Here is an 18470-nt window from a genome sequence, read left to right as displayed (position 1 = left end):
TAAACATAATGAATTTCAAGTGTTGAAAACGCATAAATTGGCGAATTATATACGGTCTGTAAAATAAAATATATGCACCGCATTATTTTACTCTCCTAACAGAAACGCATTATTTGGCCATAAACTGACAATGAAACTTAATTTAAAAATAAAGAATTCAGTTAAATTGCTACTAGTATTAATGGATGCATATACCCATTATGATACCTGAAGATGCATGTTTCAGGACTTTCTCATCGCCAATTCTTTGAGGCGCATTAGCGAAGGAATATCGGGATTCTTTCGAGCTAATGTAACAAAGAAGAATTGTGAGACATCGTTCTGCAGCTCTACATCAAACTTAATAAAAAAATCACACTTTATTTCTGCTTTATATACCTAAGTGAACTCAAGTTGCAGATGTGAGTGTTTGAAAGTTGTCAGTAATTCTACTCGTTAAAGTATCTGCAATTTCTGGAAGTTTTACTTCAAAAAAGTAATTTATCTGTTCTCGAAATTCTTTCGCTGATGCGAAATATTCATTATTTCTTACATGCTCATTCATCACTTTCCAAAGCCGCTCAATTGGATTCAAATTGGGACTGTATGGTGGTAAGTAATGAAGCTCAACTTTCAGCTTTTTCGCTTTTTCTTTTACGCTGTCTGCACGGTGATAAGCAGCGCCGTCTAAAATAAGATGAATGCGTCATGCTGTAGCGTGCTGAGCTTTCAGTTTTATTAAAAAATCGACGACAGACTCTTGATTGACACGCTCATATTGAGCTGTCACAGTTTCGGCCAACTTGCCTAGCTGAATGCCACCAATAATGTTCAAGCGAGTACGGCTACCTGTGGTGTTTATCAGTTTATCTTCGCCTTTTCGTATCCAACCATAAGACAGCTTTGTTGCCATGGTTGGATGAACAGCATCCATGAATACAATTGGCTCATTATCAGGCTTTTCGGCCTTTAATATCTTATATTCCTTTTTAAAATCAGCTTGTTTTTGTTCATCGAATTTATGCGGGACGCCTTTAGGCTTTTTGTAACTGAATCCATTACGGTGTAGCTACTTATTTAAAACCGCAACGGTAAATCTCACACCAAATATTTCATCAATATAACTGTCAATTTGATGAGTATGAGCGAAGGTAAATTCAGCTAAATGGGCTATCAAATACTCGGTTTGCTCTGTGGTGAGCCGACTAGCTGAACCACCGTTCTGGGGCTTTAGTTTTTCTTGAGCTTGATAGTCATCAAGATGACGTTCAACTGTAGTTTTATCTATCCGTAACGCTTGAGCAATCAAAGAATATGACCAGCTTTCTGAGCGAAGCAGAACAACTTTTATTCGATCACACTCACGACTATCACTTGACGATTTATGTCGTGATTCCAGTAATTGCTTTTCTTCTTTAGTTAAGGATATTTCAATCATGGCTGTATGATGATCTCATTACAGATAATTTCAACTCTTTGTTTGAAAAAATTACACTTTATTTCTGCTTTATATATAGAAGACCAATACTTAGAAACGCTCTGCGCCTACCGCATTCTAAATATCGTTTTCATGATAAGACTTCTGATTTGTCGCAACTGTATTTGTAAGCCCATTAGCTCGTTCTGTCAATTACCGTAAATTTGAGTAAATAAAGTGAATACGAACATTAACATTTAGAGTTTAAACTCTATCCGATACAACTATCTTTTCACAGGAAACATAATGGTTTTAGTGAGTTACAAGGATCTTAAAGTCAATGTAATTATTGAAGGGTAAAGTCAGATTAAAAAATGTTTAAAAATATAGAATTAACTTAAACACTCCTTGATATTTAGATTTCGCAGTTCGAAGAACATGAATAATGCTCATAGATTACTTACACCGACAATGTCAGGAGGGTACTAAGTGACGACAGATATACTGCCAGCTTCACGTATTTCTTCACAGGAAATACCAAGGCCTATTTCAGAAAATCATGCTGGGCAGGTAACCGTACTTGCCGGAAAGTGCTTTCGTGTTGAATTGAACAAATCATCTAACGAATATAGCCTTGAAACATCTTCAACAAACAAGCTTTTAAGCTTTCTTATTAAATTTTGGCATTCAGTACAGAGGGCTTTCGAATGGGATACAAGGCTCAAATATAGCCCTAAATGCAGAGGGACTTCATTACAAGCCGTCCAAAAAACATATGAAATATCGACCATTACCAAAGCGAGTATTAAAGAAGAATATTTAGTCTCCAAAGCTTGCCCAATCACTGGAAAAAATTTATCAAAAGAACAAGCTATTATTTGTACCTACGAAGCGGCAGGTGATACCCCAGAAAAAACTACAATCCTTGTCAGTCGAGAAGGTATAAATCAGTTACTATTAAAACCTTTTTTTGAAGAAAGTGAGTTTAGAGACAAACTTAATCAGAATAATTCAGATATTACTAGAGAGTTGCTTTTATCAGCAAATTTTTCGGCAGTTACAGCAAAAAGTTATTCGCAATGCTCAAACACCAGTTTGCCGATACTTCCACAATCAACGTTATCAGCCTCAACTAAAGTCAGCTCTCCCCCTGAAGTTATACAAACAAAGGATAAGTCACAAGCACTTGACACTAAAAAGCCTAAAAGTAACGTAACCCAGAATCCCCTCCCCGCTGCAAAAGAACAGGCTACATCTACTGTGGATGTAACACCAGCGGCAGCCCCTTCTGTAAATGCAGCACCAGAGCTTGTACCCAACAGCCCTGACAATAATTCAAAAGCTGAAAAAACGGATAAAGATGATGAAGTGTCGGTTAAAGATGCTTATGAATCATTTGATATGAGTTCTAAAGCTATAAGGGGGTTAGATGCAACTCTACAGGGGGTTGCAACTGTCCAAAATAAGAATCTGTTATCAAACCGTCACTATTATCCATCAAGAAACTTTCGCTGCCCTATTACAAAAATACCTTTATGTACTAGTAGTGCCATCAAACTTTGCCTTATAGATCGTTCACTTCTGATCAGCAGAGAGGGAGCCATACAAGCATTATTTGAATCACACTGTTACCCAGATAAGTTTAAGAGCTATCCATTTACGAAAGAGGAAATTCAGCGAGCAAGCTTCAAACGAGTTTCTTAATTTATTCAGTATTACTTTGACTCAAAGCGTAATTTGCTTGCTCATAATCAAACCCCTGCCCCATTAAAAAACGGATTCGTTTTGCTTTTTCTTTGTAGTCAGCAATAGCTTTATTGGTATATTTTTTCTCAACCTTCTCTTTAGCTAATTCGAACCAATCACAATCAGATCCGTTAATAGCTTCAGCAACGATTTCAGAACTCACCCCCTTTAACATCATTGCTTGCTTGATGCGAATAGGGCCATGGCCTTTATAGATATGAGATCGAAGTAGCATTTGTGCAAAACGCTTATCATCAATATAACCGCTTTGTTCACAGGCATCGAGTACAGCTTCAATTTCTTCTGCTGCGAATTCTTTAGCTTCAAGTTTTTGTTTTATTTGCTGCCTAGAATAATCACGGCCAGCTAATAAGCTGACCGCAATTTGTCTGGCACTTGGTGTGCTTTTCATGATGTAACTCTTAATGAGTAGCTTTGATAAGCTTTCTTAGAATACTTCACCAGTCTCTAAATCAACATTTTCTTCGCCTGCCGCTGAATCTGATTTGCTAGGCTTACTTAATAAAGTAGCACGAAGTTGTTGTTCAATCTCTTGAGAAATAGCTGGATTCTCGACTAAGAATTTACCTGCATTAGCACGACCTTGACCGATTTTGTCACCTTTATAGCTGTACCATGCACCGGCTTTCTCAACCAGTTTATGTTGTACGCCTAAGTCAACAAGTTCACCTGTACTGTTAATGCCTTTGCCATACAAGATTTGGAATTCAGCTTGCTTGAAAGGTGCTGCAATTTTATTTTTTACAACCTTAACGCGAGTTTCATTACCAACTACTTGGTCACCTTCTTTAATTGCACCTGTACGGCGAATATCAAGACGAACAGAAGCGTAGAACTTAAGTGCATTACCACCCGTTGTCGTTTCTGGATTACCAAACATTACACCAATCTTCATACGGATTTGGTTAATGAAGATAAGTAGCGTGTTTGACTGCTTAAGGTTACCCGCAAGCTTACGCATTGCTTGGCTCATCATACGTGCCGCAAGCCCCATATGAGAGTCACCGATTTCGCCTTCAATTTCAGCTTTTGGTGTTAGTGCAGCTACCGAGTCAACAATGATAACGTCAACAGCGCCAGAACGAGTTAATGCATCACAAATTTCCAGCGCTTGCTCACCTGTATCAGGTTGAGAGCACAGTAAGTTATCAATATCCACACCTAAATTCTGAGCATAGCCAGGATCAAGTGCATGCTCCGCATCGATAAATGCGCATGTTTTACCTTGTTTTTGTGCTGCAGCAATAACTTCTAATGTTAGGGTTGTTTTACCTGACGATTCTGGACCGTAAATCTCAACAATACGACCCATTGGAAGACCACCAGCACCAAGAGCGACATCCAACGACAATGAACCAGTAGAAATGGTTTCAACATCCATCGAGCGATCTTCACCCAACTTCATGATTGAGCCTTTACCAAATTGCTTTTCAATTTGACCCAATACTGCGTTTAGTGCCTTTTCTTTGTTAGCATCAGTCGCCATTGTTATTCCCTCTCATTAATACACTTTCATAAACACGAAAGTTTATACAGTTCTATACAGTAGTTGATGGTTAGTATACTGTACAATCATACAGTATCAAGAGTTAAAGCAAAAAATTTTTAGATTCTGTTCTGAAGCTCGAAATAATTACTGATAAGATACGCTTCAATATTGAATATGCAAAAACGGATTAAGTAAGCCAGATGAAAGCTGAGTTAGCCAATTTAGACAGTCACACGCCAATGATGCGCCAGTATTTAACAATGAAAGCGCAACATCCTGATATGTTGTTATTTTATCGAATGGGTGACTTTTATGAATTGTTCTACGATGATGCAAAAAAAGCCTCAGAGCTACTTGGCATTTCTCTTACCGCTCGTGGTAAAAGCGGGGGTAACCCGATCCCGATGGCAGGAATTCCATACCATTCCGTTGAAGGTTATTTAGCTAAGTTAGTACAACTAGGCCAGTCTGCTGCTATTTGTGAGCAAGTTGGTGATCCTGCAACTTCAAAAGGGCCTGTCGAACGGAAAGTGGTTCGTCTTATCACGCCTGGTACATTAACCGATGAAGCCCTGCTACAAGAAAATCAAGATAATCTGTTAGCTGCGGTATACAGCTTTAAAGAACGTTTTGGTTACGCCACATTAGACCTAGCCTCAGGCCGCTTTGTGGTGAGTGAACTTGAAAACCTTGAGTCATTAGAAGCTGAGTTACAGCGCACAAAGCCCGCAGAGTTACTGTACAGTGAAGATTTCAGCGAAATGATGCTTATCGGTTCACAAGCAGGTGCTCGACGTCGCCCTGAATGGGAATTTGATTATGACACTGGCTTGAAAATGTTGTTAGATCAATTTGGTACTCGTGACTTAATTGGCTTTGGTGTAGGCGACGCAAGGCTTTCAATTCAAGCAGCTGGCTGTTTAATGCAGTACGTCAAAGATACACAAAAATCTGCCCTGCCTCATATCAATGCCATTACACGCTTTAATCAAACTGAGAGTATCATCTTAGATGCAGCGACTCGTCGTAACTTGGAATTGACTCAAAATCTATCTGGCGGATTTGAAAATACATTATCGTCAGTATTAGACAGTACAGCAACACCGATGGGCAGTCGTATGCTCAAGCGCTGGATCCACCAACCGCTGACTGATCACAATTACATTCGCTCTCGACAATCTGCTGTCACAGAAATGATTGACTGTAATTTATATGATGAATTACATGAACAATTGAAAATACTGGGTGACATTGAGCGAATCATGGCCCGCCTTGCTCTGCGTACTGCTCGTCCACGTGACTTTGCTCGCTTGCGTCAAGCACTAGAAACCTTACCGACAATTCAGCATTTACTTGAGGATGCAGAGTCTTCACATATCAATAATCTGAAAACGTATTTAGGTGAATTCACAACGGAAACTCAACTATTACAAAAAGCAATTGTTGATAATCCACCTATGTTAATCCGTGACGGCGGTGTTATTCGTGAAGGCTACAATGCTGAGCTAGATGAATGGCGAGCGCTCAGTGAGGGGGCGACCAGTTATCTAGAGCAGCTTGAATTAAGAGAAAAAGAAAGCACCGGAATCGCTACCCTAAAAGTGGGCTACAACCGAGTTCATGGCTATTACATTGAAGTGAGTAAAGGCCAATCTAATAACGTTCCGTTAAGCTACCAACGTCGCCAAACGCTTAAAAATACTGAACGTTATATAACGCCTGAATTAAAAGAGTACGAAGAAAAAGTCTTATCAAGCCAAGGTAAAGCGCTCACACTTGAAAAGCAGCTTTGGGAGCAGCTATTCGACTTAATTTTGCCTAGACTTCATGAACTGCAGCAATTTGCCAAAGCGGCATCTGAACTGGATGTTTTAAGCTGTTTTGCCGAGCGTGCAGAAATGCTCAATTACAATTGTCCTGAATTAGTGAACGATACTGGCATTCACATTGATGCAGGTCGTCATCCTGTTGTTGAGCAAGTGAGTGAAACTCCGTTTATTGCCAATCCTGTAACATTAAACAGCCAACGTAAAATGCTCATTGTGACAGGTCCGAATATGGGGGGTAAATCTACCTACATGCGCCAAACCGCATTGATTACCTTGATGGCTCATATCGGTTGCTTTGTTCCTGTCGAGAATGCACAAATTGGTCCTGTGGATCGTATTTTCACTCGTATTGGTGCATCCGATGATTTAGCTTCTGGTCGCTCAACCTTTATGGTTGAAATGACAGAAACAGCCAATATTTTGCATAATGCTACGGCAAACAGTTTAGTGTTAATGGATGAAATAGGCCGTGGTACTTCAACCTATGATGGTTTGTCTCTTGCTTGGTCAGCAGCTGAATATTTAGCACAAAAACTGGATGCGATGACCTTATTTGCAACCCACTACTTTGAGCTAACTCAACTGCCTGAAACACTGCCTAATGTGGTCAATGTTCACCTTGATGCAGTTGAACATGATGACACCATCGCCTTTATGCATGCAGTACAAGAAGGAGCAGCAAGTAAAAGCTATGGCTTGCAAGTTGCAGCATTAGCCGGTGTTCCCAATGTGGTGATTAAAACGGCAAAGCAAAAATTACATATGCTCGAAAGCCGTGATCATGAGGTTGGAAGACCGCAGCAACAAGACTTAAGTTTGAGTTTTAACGAACCAAATTTAACACCAGAGCTTGAAGAAGTGCAGACGATGCTTGAGCGAATAACACCAGATGATTTAACGCCAAAACAGGCACTTGAGTTAATTTATAGTTTGAAAAAAACACTGTTATCAAGTTAGAAGAAAATATTCTGATAAAAACACACTTTCTTATAAAAAATGATAGAGGAAAGTAAACTTTTGCTTTACCGTAACTTCTAAGAGTCAAATTAAACGATTTTAGAAGGCTAAGATGCAGACAAACAAAGCAAAAGTATTATTATTTTCCTCCGCTATTGCAACGACATTTCTCGTCGCTTGTGGCCAACAACAAGAACAAACAAAACCAGTTGAGACTGTTCGTCCAGTTGAAGCGTTCCAAGTTAAACCTGCATCAGCGTTAACCACTTGGAAATTTCCAGCTACTGTAGCAGCTTACAAATCTACTGATTTAGCCTTTAATTCTGGCGGAAAGCTGATTACGTTTAATATCACGCAAGGGCAGCAAGTAACTAAAGGTCAACTACTCGCCGCTATTGACCCACGTGATTATAAAATCAAGTTAGAATCCGCCAAAGCAAATTACACCCAAGCGTTAAATGCTTATAAGCGTGGTAAACAACTTATTAAGAATTCCACCATTTCTAAAAATGATTTTGAGCAGTTAGAGTCGCAATATAAAGTTGCTAAATCACAATATGAATCGGCAGAAAAATCATTAAAAGATACTAAGCTTTATGCACCTTATGATGGCGCAATTTCAAACACGAGTGTTCAAAACCACGATACCATTGCGGGTGGTCAATCAATCATCTCATTAATTGATTCAAATAAGTACAGTGCAAAGTTTGATATTTCAGCAGACAGACTTAATTACTTGAAAAAGCGTGAACCTAAAGGCGCTAATGTTGTATTTAATACGTTAAATAACGAGAAATCAGCGGCTGACTTCAAAGAAATCTCTTTATTACCGAGTAGCAACCAATCCTATGAAGTTACGCTATCTTTTACGCCACCAGCTGACATTGCCGTTTTACCGGGCATGAGTATTCAAGTCCAAATTGAAAACGATTCAGCTTCAAACTCAAAAGCGATGTTTGTACCAACTAAAGCTGTTATCAGTACAGGTAAAGAAACTTACGTCTGGAAAATCAATCCACAAACCAAGACTGCTAATAAACAAAATATCATTATCAGTAACAGCATTGGTGAATTTGTGACTGTGGCTTCAGGGTTGAAAGCCGGCGATCAAATCATTACCGCAGGTGCGCCATATGTAGTGGAAGGTATGAAGATCTCAATCTGGCAACAAGGTAAGTAATATGAATATTGCAGAGTTTTCAATTCGCAACAAAGTCATATGTGCCATTGCGATAATCGTAACGCTTCTTTCAGGCTGGAATGCGTTTAAAAATATGGTTCGACTCGAAGATCCTGAATTCACAATTCGTCAAGCTCAAGTCATAACTTACTACCCTGGTGCGACACCAGAACAAGTTGCAGAAGAAGTAACGGATCCATTAGAAACGGCCATACAGCAACTTGCAGAAGTTAAAGAAATTACTTCTGTTTCGAGTGATGGTAAGTCTGAGATTAGCGTAGAAATCAAGTATGAAGTATCAAAGACGAAAAATCAGCTGCAATCTGTGTGGACCAAATTACGAAATAAAGTTAGCGATGCAAAGCGAACACTGCCCCCTGGAGCAAGTGACTCCATTGTTGCAGATGACTATGGCGACTTGTTCGGCATGTATTATTTTGTGACAGGCGAAGATTATAGCATCGCTCAACTTCGTACTTACGCTAAGACCTTAAGAGATCAATTACTTCAAGTACCCGGTGTCGCTAGAGTTCAACTTGCTGGTGAGTCTAGCCCTGCTATTTATGTCGCTTTTTCTCGTGAGAAAATGCAAGCATTAGGTGTATCTGTCAGTCAAATTTATCAAAGTTTACAACAGCGCAATATCGTTGTTGATGCTGGAGATACTCAAGTCGGCGACTTAAGGATGTCAATTACACCGTCTGGTGGCATTGACTCCATCGAAGATTTAAATAACACCTTAATCAGTACTTCTGACAAAGGAAACCTAATTCACTTGAGTGATATTGCCAAGGTGACTCGAGGTGAAAAGCAACCTGATACAACAATAATGGCTTTCGATGGAAAACGTGCCATTGCTGTTGGGGTTTCAGCATCAAGTGGTGAGAATGTCGTAAAACTTGGTAAGCGTGTTGAAGCGAAAATTGCTGAGTCAGTTAATACCAGGCCACTTGGAATGGAAATAAACCAGTTCTATCAACAAGGGCAAGAAGTCGAAGCCTCAATTAATAACTTTGTTGAGAACGTTATTGCAGCACTGGCTATTGTTGTCATCACTTTGCTTATTTTTATGGGGATGCGCCCTGCTATTGTGATCGGCGCTATCTTATTGTTGACCATCGCAGCTACACTTTCAGTTATGAATATATCAGGGATTCCGATGCATCGGATCTCATTAGGAGCTCTGATTATTGCGCTGGGTATGATGGTAGATAACGCCATTGTTGTCGCTGAAGGTATGCTGATAGGCATAAATAAAGGTGAAAATAAGCTGACAGTGGCTAAACGCATTGTTAAACAGACCATATGGCCATTATTAGGCGGTACACTCGTGGGTTGCGTTGCCTTTGCACCAATTGGTTTTGCACCGGGTAGCACAGCTGAATTCACAGGAAGTTTGTTCTGGGTAATTTTGATTGCACTAATGTTCAGCTGGGTATTTGCAATAACTCTCACCCCACTGTTTTGTCATGATTTATTCAAGCGCCCTAAAAATGCATTGAATACAGAATCTGAAAGTCCTTTGAGTACCAAATACAAGGCTTTTGTCCGAAATGCCATTCACCATCGATGGAAAGTACTCACGTTAACCATCGCTTTATTCGTCGCCTCTGTTTATGGTTTTAATTTTGTGAAAAGTGGCTTCTTCCCTGCTTCTACAACACCACAAATCGTGGTTGATTTCTGGATGCCTGAGGGTACAGATATCAAGACAACTCAAAACAGAATGAAGAAGTTAGAAAGTTATTTGCAAAAGCTTAACCATGTAAAAGCCGTTGAGACGTCAGTCGGTGCTGGCGGTTTGAGATATTTGCTGGTTTACTCACCTCAATCGTCTAATGGTTCGTATGGCCAAGCTTTAATTATTGTTGATGATTACAACAACATTGATTCAATGCTTGGCAAAATTCAAAAACACATTGACGATGAGTTTCCTGCAGCACAATCCAAAGTTTGGCGATTCCAACTTGGTCCAGGTGGTGGTTCGAAAATACAAGTTGAATTCACTGGCCCTAACCCGTCAGTGTTAAGAAGTCTAGCTGACCAAGCTAAAGCCATTATGCATAAAGATGGCGGTGCGATTTCAATTAAAGATAATTGGCGTCAACAAGTCGCTGCGATAGAACCCATTTTCAATGAAGCAAAAGCAAGACAAGCCGGTGTAACCAGACAAGATATCGCTCAAGCCTTAAAACAAACTTATAGCGGTCGAGACATTGGTGTGTATCGTGACGGTAATACTTTAGTGCCAATAATTGCCATTGCCCCACACGACGAGCAAGTTGATTTAGCTGATATTGGCCAAATTCAAGTACTAAGTAGCAGCGGTGCTGTAGTGAGCCTTGATTCAGTAGTTAGTGGCTTTAAAACCGTCTGGCGTGATAATTTAATGCGCCGTGAAAACCGCAGTTGGATGATTAAAGCTGAAGCCGATCCACTTCCGGGAGAACTTGCTTCAGATTTACGCAATCGACTTGTACCAGAAATGGACAAAATCGAGCTGCCTAATGGTTACAAGATGGAATGGGGTGGTGAGTATAAAGATTCTAAAGATTCACAAGATGACTTAGCGAGTACGTTGCCACTTGGCCTTGGTACTATGGTTATTATCGTGTTCCTGCTATTTGGTACAGTCAAACAACCGGTATTAATTTGGTGCGTAGTTCCACTCGCATTAATTGGTGTCGTTGTGGGTCTATTGTCTACTGGAATTCCAATGGAATTCATGGGAATTTTAGGTTTACTGTCCTTATCTGGGCTATTGATCAAAAATGCCATCGTCTTGGTGGATCAAATTGATTTAGAGATTAAGGAAGGAAAACCAAGGCTTGATGCAATTGTTGATGCCGCAACTAGTCGTGTTCGACCTGTAACAATGGGAGCATTAACGACCGTATTAGGTATTATTCCCTTATTCTTCGATGCCTTCTTCAAATCAATGTCAGTGGTTCTGGGTTTTGGTTTAACTTTTGCGACACTATTAACTCTAATTGTCGTGCCAGTGCTTTACAGTATTTTCTTTAAAGTCAGTAATGATGAGAGTAAGACAGCTGTATAGTTTACTGCCCTGAGTTCAATTAAAAGGGTTGCAACCGCAGCCCTTTATTTGATTAACCAAAATCTGGATAGCGCTCTCAATTTACATTTTGGTTTGCTGCTTTAGATTTTATTTAAACGACAAAAAGCAGTTATTAAATCTTAACGTCAAACTGCTTTTATTCGAAGCTAGGCGGCGAATGTGAAGTGTCCAAGTGACGGATTGAGAACGCTTTCTACACACCTTCGAAATATCTTTGAAATTCAAAAATTGTTATCTCACTATCAATCCACTTTTGAAAAGCAGTAAGCTCATTCTCTCAACCTAACCAATACTGCTCAGCTAACGCTTTACCAAGCACACTTTTAACAAAGTCACTTTCTTTAAATAAATCAATCGATCCTTTCAGAGTTCGAGGTAGCTTTTCAATGTCTTCAACATCATCAGGGTTGCCTTCGATCATCACGGGTAAGTCATATTTGTTGTCTAAACCATCTAGTCCTGCTGCCGCAATTAGTGAGAGCGTGATATATGGATTAACATCAGAGCCTGAACACCGATGCTCAAACCTTAAATTATTTGAATTTGGACTTTGAGCAACTCGAACGGCAACAAACCTATTTTCATTTCCCCAACACACCTCTTCAGGACAACCAGTCATTTTTGTGAGGCGTCGATATGAATTTATGGTCGGTCTAAACGCCAAATGAGACTCTTTCAAGCGCTTTAAAAGCCCGGAAAGAAAGTGCTCCTTTCGAGCTTAATATCTTTTCATTATGCTTAAATAAGTTATTTCCATTGCTATCATAGAGACTTACGTAGATATGTGCTCCATTCGCAGCATCCTGCCCTATCGGCTGATATCGAGCCATAAAGGTTGCAATCAAACCTTTCTCCCTACAAAGCAGTTTTAAATGATAGCGAAATAAAATGGCGCTATCAGCAGCTTTGAGAGGAGTCTCGGGGTCGAGGGCAACTTCATACATTCCTTTTCCAGACTCAGTTTCCATGGAGGCAAGATTTATCCCTAAAACGTTTAAACGCTTTTGTAATTCAGCCATTAACTCAAAATATTCAGGATCTCCGTTGAGTGAACTGTATGTATACCCATGATACTTGAAGATGCATGTTTCAGGACTTTTTCAGCGCCAATTCTTTGAGGCGCATTAGCGAAGGAATATCGGGATTCTTTCGAGCTAATGTAACAAAGAAGAATTGGCGCTGAGAAGTCCACGCAGTGCGAGTTGCACAGCTTGCTACTCTTCGTTGCCAGTGCTAACAATAGCTCACTATTGCCGCACACTGTCGCCTTGATTAACAAGTTGTGCATTCTCGCTGAAATCGAGCATCTTCAGGTATCAGGGTATATGGCTTTGGCCAAATGGCTTTAATTGGCTGTACTTCTTTTCTTCAATTAAATCTCTGTTGTAATGAAAAATACCAAATTCAAACTCGAACCCAATTTTGATTATTAACGTTCTGGCTTTTAATTGTGCTTCAATACTTTCTAATGGCTTCCTTATGTCTAAGCAATACCTGTCACCTTCTCTGTGGTAAATATTAAGGATAACCTCCGCAGAGCCGTCAATCCAAGGTAAAGGTCGTAACGTATTTTTATCAGGTAAAGCAAAAATATTTCCAAAACCAGTGTGAAACCAAATATATGGTGATTCATAAACAATATCGCCAATAGGAAACCCGTCAGAATGAGAAATGGCATATATTGAAGAATTGATTGTTACGCCTGATTTAACACTGGATAGCGAAATAATCTTAGTACGCAGGATTCCGTTTAAGTCAGGTACATGAGCGTGAAGTGTATCTATTCCTTCTTGTTCAAAATCTTTGAGCATTTTAGACAATGCTGAATTGCCGGATTTTTTAACCTTCTCAAAGTGAGACATTTAAACCTCTTTAACGAAATCTGTTAAAAAACGCTGCTAACAAGCATAAAGGATAGTTCAACATCCTAATTTGAACGTTTTTATCTCATAGATCTGCAAGTTTAGAGAAAGTTTTTTTGAATCAATGCTTTTAAAATTACAACAACTGAAAACACATGTAGTTAATTTTAAAAAAAAGCATAAAAATCTTAACATTCGAGGACATTTAACATCATTTTAGTAATTTTTTTTCATTTTTTATTGGCTTCTCTATCAAAATCCAGTCTAATATCTGCCTAGGGTCACAAAACTCTTTTTTAGGGTGCATTAAATGACAAACACATTAGAAGCATTAAAAAAATTTACAACCGTGGTTGCAGATACAGGTGATATCGAAGCAATAAAACGCTACAAGCCTCAAGATGCTACAACAAATCCATCTCTTATCTTGAAAGCATCAGAAATTCCTCAATATTCAAACTTGATTGACGATGCAATCAGCTGGGCTAAAAATCAAAGCGACAATTTAGAACAGCAAATCGATGATGCTGCAGATAAGCTCGCAGTAAATATTGGTGTTGAAATTCTTAAGTATGTTCCTGGCCGTATGTCGACGGAAGTGGACGCTCGACTATCTTTTGATAAACAAGCTTCTATCGAAAAAGCCCATAAGCTCATTAAGCTTTATGAAGAAGCTGGCATTGATAAATCGCGTATATTGATCAAGTTGGCATCAACTTGGGAAGGCATTAGTGCAGCAAAAATACTCGAAAAAGAAGGCATTAATTGTAACCTAACTCTTTTATTTAGTTTTGCCCAAGCAAGAGCGTGCGCTGAAGCAAATGTTTTCCTTATTTCGCCATTTGTGGGCCGTATTCTTGATTGGTATAAAAAGAACCATCAAAGAGAGTACAGCGCAAACGAAGATCCAGGTGTGGTTTCCGTTTCTGAAATCTACCAATACTATAAAGAACACGGTTATAACACGGTAGTAATGGGTGCAAGTTTCAGAAATACAGGTGAAATTTTAGAGTTGGCGGGTTGTGACCGCTTGACAATTGGCCCTTCATTATTAGAAGAATTGGCAAATTCAACCCAAGTTGTAGAACAGAAACTATCCGCTGTAGCAGCAAGCAAAACAGTCGAAAGTGAAATGACAGAAGCTGAATTCCGCTGGCAGTTTAATCAAGACGCAATGGCAGTAGATAAACTCGCTGAAGGTATTCGTAACTTCGCTATTGACCAAGACAAACTCGAAGTCATGCTTAAAGAACGCTTAAGCTAAACATAAAAAAGGAAACCAGATCAGAGGTTTCCTTTTTATTTGGTGACATTTTTTTTGGTTAAAGTACCATAACTACCTTTTCGTATTCTGAATTTCTTTTAGGGACGTATTCATGTCTTTTCTTACATCAACGGCAAGCTGGCAAGCCTTAAAACAGCACAAAGACACTCTCCCACATATGCGTCAGCTTTTTACTGAAGACGCACAACGATTTGAAAACATGTCGCTAAAAAGTTGCGATCTTTTATTGGATTACTCAAAAAATAGACTCGACGATAAAGCGTTATCTTTGCTGTTTAAACTTGCTGAAGAAACACAGTTAAGTAAAAAAATTACAGCGATGTTTTCTGGTGAAGCAATCAATACAACTGAAAACAGATCCGTTTTACACACTGCACTGAGAGCCAAAGCTGACAAACAAGTATTTGTTGACGGCGTCAATGTGATGCCAGAAGTTCAACAAACGCTTACCAAAATGAAGCAGTTTGTTGAATCAGTACACTCTGGAGAATGGAAAGGTTATACCGGTAAGTCAATCACAGATATTGTAAGCATCGGAATTGGCGGTTCTTTTTTAGGGCCTAAGATTGTTTCCCAAGCACTAAGACCATATTGGAATAACAAAGTAAATGGTCACTTTGTCGCAAATGTTGATGGCACATCAATTGTTGAAAAGCTAAAGGTTTGTGACCCAGAAACAACGTTATTCGTTATGTCCTCTAAGTCATTTAGTACTCAAGAAACATTAACGAATACCTTAACCGCTAAAGATTGGTTATTAGATGCTGGTGCAACTCAGCAAGATGTAGCGAAGCACTTTGTCGCTATCACATCTAATGTTGAACAAGCGACTGAGTTTGGTATTGCTGAGAACAACATCTTTCCGATGTGGGACTGGGTTGGTGGCCGTTATTCTCTTTGGTCAGCCATTGGTTTACCGATCGCATTATTAACTGGTTTTACTGCATTTAAAGAGTTACTCGCTGGCGCTGCTGAAATGGACGACCATTTCGCAACAGCTCCACTTAAGCAAAACATGCCAGCCATTATGGGGTTGATCTCTCTTTGGTACAGCAACTTTTATCAGGCTCAAACTCAAGTCGTATTATCTTATGATCATTACCTTAGAGGTATTCCGGCTTATATTCAGCAATTGGACATGGAAAGCAACGGAAAATCTGTTGATCTTGCCGGAAATGAACTGGACTACACTACAGGGCCTGTAATTTGGGGAGGCGAAGGGACCAACGGTCAGCATGCTTATCATCAGCTGATCCATCAAGGGACAGCATTGATTCCTGCAGACTTCATTATGCCTTTGCAAAGCCACAATCCGATTGGTGTTCACCATCAACAGCTTGCTTCTAACTGCTTTGGTCAAACTCAAGCTTTGATGCAAGGCAGAACCTATTCAGAAGCTCTTGCTGAGTTGGATGGCAAAGAGTTATCCGATGCACAAAAAGATATGATAGCTAAACATAAAGTTATGCCAGGGAATCGCCCAAGTAACACCATCTTAATGGATAAGTTGACCCCTAAGACGCTTGGCTCGCTTATCTCACTTTATGAGCACAGAACTTTTGTTCAAGGTGCTGTATGGGACATTAACTCATTTGATCAATGGGGCGTTGAATTAGGCAAAGCATTAGGTGTTGATGTACTGGAGCGTTTGGAAAGCCAAAATAATTGTACTGAACTCGATGCATCGAGTAATGCGCTCATTAACCTGTTCAAAGCTGGTCAGATTTAATCATTTACTTAAAGAGTGAAGCTTTTATGGCTTCACTCTTATTTCCCAACTCATACTCTTGATATACGATGTCTTGTATACGTTCTGATAATCGAACAATAATGCCAACCGCATCAGCTCCGTTTATTTTCCAAACTCATTCATAGCTCTGAGTAGAGCATTAAATTACTGTAATTGGTATGAATCACTTCAATGCAAATTCGGCACTCAATTTTATCTCTAGACATAAAATAAGTTAAACATTCGAAAAAATGTTTAAAAACCAGATAAAAGTATTAATTATTCAGTTTGATTTAAATTAAATTCAACTTTTAAAATTAACATTAACGAAACAAAGTTGTTGCATTATGTTTCTCAATTGTGATATTTAATGATTGTTCGTTAAAAACAACAGGAGGTTGCCATGGAACAACTGGATTATGCGAGTGTCTTGAACAACGTAGTTGAAAAACCGACAAGGACTAGAGGTTCATCCAAAAAGCGAAAGTGGCGTGAAATCGAAACGTTAAAAGATAAACACAGTTTACTTAAAGAACTAAAAGAAATAGACGATAGTTTTCACCTCGATTTTAACGACGTCCTGTCATAATCATTTAAAGAGCGCACCCAGCGCTCTTTTTTATTTCCAATTCAAATTACATCACCTATTATATGCCTTCACGTAAAATGGAGTAAATAATGAAAATTACCAAGCACTCAGCGGTAAGCATCCACTATCGTTTAACTGACGCTCATGGTGAGTTAATTGAGGATTCTTTCTCTACTGAGCCAATGCAATACTTACACGGCACCCAGAACATGATCCCTGGTTTAGAAGCTGAGCTAGAAAATAAATCGGTAGGCGATAAACTTGATGTCGTTGTTAAAGCAAAAGATGGCTATGGTGAGCATAACGACGCATTGACTCAAGAAGTACCTATAAGTGCATTTGGTGATGTTGAAGATATCGTACCTGGCATGCGTTTTATTGCTGAAACTGACAATGGTGAAATGCCAGTCCGTATTACTGAAGTCAATGATGACTCAGTGATTGTTGATGGCAACCATCCTCTAGCAGGTCAAGATCTGAGCTTCCATGTTGAGATCGTTAGCGTTCGCGAAGGTACTAGTGAAGAGATTTCACATGGACATATCCATGCTGACGGTGCTTCTTGCTCCCACTAAGCTTTTTCAAACATAGTGCTGTCAGCATAAGTTATTTACTGATGCTGACAACATTTTGCTTTATTAATCATAATACCATTAATTACAGTAATTAATCTCTCGCTCAGCAAGAGATAAAGGCTTTCAGTACAAGGCCTATGTTTGAACCTAGAAAACTCAGTCAGGTGATAACATTAAATCAGATTGCTTGTTTACTTTCATAACCTTAAAAAGTAATTTAGCGTTCAACCTAGAAAACTCAGTTGGGTACGTTCTCAAGCGCAGAAAAAATTGTCGGTAGCAAGGCAGAACGTGCAGCAAGTAGTTAATCTACTTGCAAATGTTCTAACGTAGATAACGGCAATTTTAGCCAGCTTGTGAGCGTAGAGCGATTCACCCAATGGGTGATAACAGTTAATCAGATTATGTTCTTACTTTCATAAGCTTAAAAAGTTATTTAGCGTTCAACTGAGTTTTTTAGGTTCAACTGAATTTTTAGGTTGTAGTACTATACCCATGATACCTGAAGATGCATGTTTCAGGACTTTCTCAGCGCCAATTCTTTGAGGCGCATTAGCGAAGGAATATCGGGATTCTTTCGAGCTAATGTAACAAAGAAGAATTGTCGCTAAGAAGTCCACGAAGTGCGAGTTGCACAGCGTGTTACTCTGTGTTGCCAGTGCTAACAATAGCTCACTATTGCCGCACACTGTCGCCTTGATTAACAAGCTGTGCATTCTCGCTGAAATCGAGC

Annotated in this window: 11 protein-coding genes and 3 pseudogenes; 8 read left to right on the top strand and 6 right to left on the bottom strand. The window is 39.3% G+C overall.

Going from position 1 to position 18470, the window contains the following annotated elements:
* Window positions 1-388 precede the first annotated feature (388 nt).
* Window positions 389-1414 (bottom strand): annotated as a pseudogene (locus tag JQC92_RS12975) (IS630 family transposase).
* A gap of 471 nt (window positions 1415-1885) precedes the next feature.
* Here JQC92_RS12975 and JQC92_RS12970 point away from each other — a divergent pair.
* Entirely contained in the window at window positions 1886-3100 is a 1215-nt protein-coding gene (locus tag JQC92_RS12970; RefSeq protein ID WP_205000057.1) for a hypothetical protein, read from the top strand.
* A gap of 1 nt (window position 3101) precedes the next feature.
* Here JQC92_RS12970 and JQC92_RS12965 read toward each other — a convergent pair whose 3' ends face one another.
* Window positions 3102-3554: a regulatory protein RecX gene (locus JQC92_RS12965; RefSeq protein WP_205000056.1), complete on the bottom strand. Its 453-nt coding sequence runs from the start codon at window positions 3552-3554 to the stop codon at window positions 3102-3104.
* Window positions 3555-3590: 36 nt separating this feature from the next.
* Window positions 3591-4649 (bottom strand): recombinase RecA, encoded by a 1059-nt coding sequence (gene recA, locus JQC92_RS12960; RefSeq protein ID WP_129946450.1) that lies wholly within the window; start codon window positions 4647-4649, stop codon window positions 3591-3593.
* 203 nt (window positions 4650-4852) lie between these two features.
* Here recA and mutS point away from each other — a divergent pair, with 203 nt between their 5' ends.
* From mutS to JQC92_RS12945, 3 genes are all read left to right on the top strand, one after another.
* A complete protein-coding gene (gene mutS / locus JQC92_RS12955) occupies window positions 4853-7438 on the top strand; it encodes a DNA mismatch repair protein MutS (RefSeq protein WP_205000055.1) in 2586 nt (861 codons plus the stop codon).
* Window positions 7439-7550: 112 nt separating this feature from the next.
* Window positions 7551-8618, top strand: a complete 1068-nt coding sequence (locus tag JQC92_RS12950; RefSeq protein ID WP_205000054.1) for an efflux RND transporter periplasmic adaptor subunit — start codon at window positions 7551-7553, stop codon at window positions 8616-8618.
* A gap of 1 nt (window position 8619) precedes the next feature.
* The gene (locus JQC92_RS12945; protein WP_205000053.1) at window positions 8620-11676 is read left to right on the top strand and encodes an efflux RND transporter permease subunit; all 3057 of its coding nucleotides are present in this window, start codon (window positions 8620-8622) and stop codon (window positions 11674-11676) included.
* A 298-nt stretch (window positions 11677-11974) separates the two neighbouring features.
* On the opposite strand, the pseudogene JQC92_RS22650 reads toward JQC92_RS12945, so the two are convergent.
* Together JQC92_RS22650 and JQC92_RS12930 are read right to left on the bottom strand one after the other, a co-directional pair.
* A pseudogene (locus tag JQC92_RS22650) lies at window positions 11975-12716 on the bottom strand (type I glutamate--ammonia ligase).
* 297 nt (window positions 12717-13013) lie between these two features.
* Complete coding sequence (locus JQC92_RS12930; protein ID WP_205000050.1) at window positions 13014-13559, bottom strand: type I glutamate--ammonia ligase; 546 nt, start codon at window positions 13557-13559, stop codon at window positions 13014-13016.
* Between the two features lie 310 nt (window positions 13560-13869).
* On the opposite strand from JQC92_RS12930, the gene tal reads away from it, so the two are divergent.
* The 4 genes and pseudogenes from tal to slyD form a co-directional block, all read left to right on the top strand.
* On the top strand, window positions 13870-14823 hold the full coding sequence (tal, locus tag JQC92_RS12925; RefSeq protein WP_205000049.1) for a transaldolase: 954 nt from the start codon (window positions 13870-13872) through the stop codon (window positions 14821-14823).
* Window positions 14824-14935: 112 nt separating this feature from the next.
* A complete protein-coding gene (gene pgi / locus JQC92_RS12920) occupies window positions 14936-16573 on the top strand; it encodes a glucose-6-phosphate isomerase (protein WP_205000048.1) in 1638 nt (545 codons plus the stop codon).
* A 403-nt stretch (window positions 16574-16976) separates the two neighbouring features.
* Window positions 16977-17162, top strand: a complete 186-nt coding sequence (locus JQC92_RS12915; protein WP_129946457.1) for a DUF3545 family protein — start codon at window positions 16977-16979, stop codon at window positions 17160-17162.
* Between the two features lie 89 nt (window positions 17163-17251).
* Window positions 17252-17734 (top strand): annotated as a pseudogene (gene slyD / locus JQC92_RS12910) (peptidylprolyl isomerase); the annotation flags it as partial.
* Window positions 17735-18180: 446 nt separating this feature from the next.
* Here slyD and JQC92_RS12905 read toward each other — a convergent pair.
* Window positions 18181-18470: hypothetical protein (locus JQC92_RS12905; protein ID WP_205000046.1), on the bottom strand; the 290-nt coding region annotated here is incomplete at its 5' end.

It is taken from the genome of Parashewanella hymeniacidonis, from assembly GCF_016900895.1.
In the GTDB taxonomy this organism is placed as follows: domain Bacteria; phylum Pseudomonadota; class Gammaproteobacteria; order Enterobacterales; family Shewanellaceae; genus Parashewanella; species Parashewanella hymeniacidonis.
Note: the sequence above shows the minus strand (reverse complement) of the source record. Positions and strands in the feature narration are given on the sequence as shown.

Coding starts and splice junctions, on each gene's coding strand:
- JQC92_RS12965 (WP_205000056.1), bottom strand. CDS start 3,554: ATGAAAAGCACACCAAGTGCCAGACAAATTGCGGTCAGCTTATTAGCT.
- tal (WP_205000049.1), top strand. CDS start 13,870: ATGACAAACACATTAGAAGCATTAAAAAAATTTACAACCGTGGTTGCA.
- JQC92_RS12930 (WP_205000050.1), bottom strand. CDS start 13,559: ATGTCTCACTTTGAGAAGGTTAAAAAATCCGGCAATTCAGCATTGTCT.
- pgi (WP_205000048.1), top strand. CDS start 14,936: ATGTCTTTTCTTACATCAACGGCAAGCTGGCAAGCCTTAAAACAGCAC.
- recA (WP_129946450.1), bottom strand. CDS start 4,649: ATGGCGACTGATGCTAACAAAGAAAAGGCACTAAACGCAGTATTGGGT.
- JQC92_RS12950 (WP_205000054.1), top strand. CDS start 7,551: ATGCAGACAAACAAAGCAAAAGTATTATTATTTTCCTCCGCTATTGCA.
- mutS (WP_205000055.1), top strand. CDS start 4,853: ATGAAAGCTGAGTTAGCCAATTTAGACAGTCACACGCCAATGATGCGC.
- JQC92_RS12915 (WP_129946457.1), top strand. CDS start 16,977: ATGGAACAACTGGATTATGCGAGTGTCTTGAACAACGTAGTTGAAAAA.
- JQC92_RS12945 (WP_205000053.1), top strand. CDS start 8,620: ATGAATATTGCAGAGTTTTCAATTCGCAACAAAGTCATATGTGCCATT.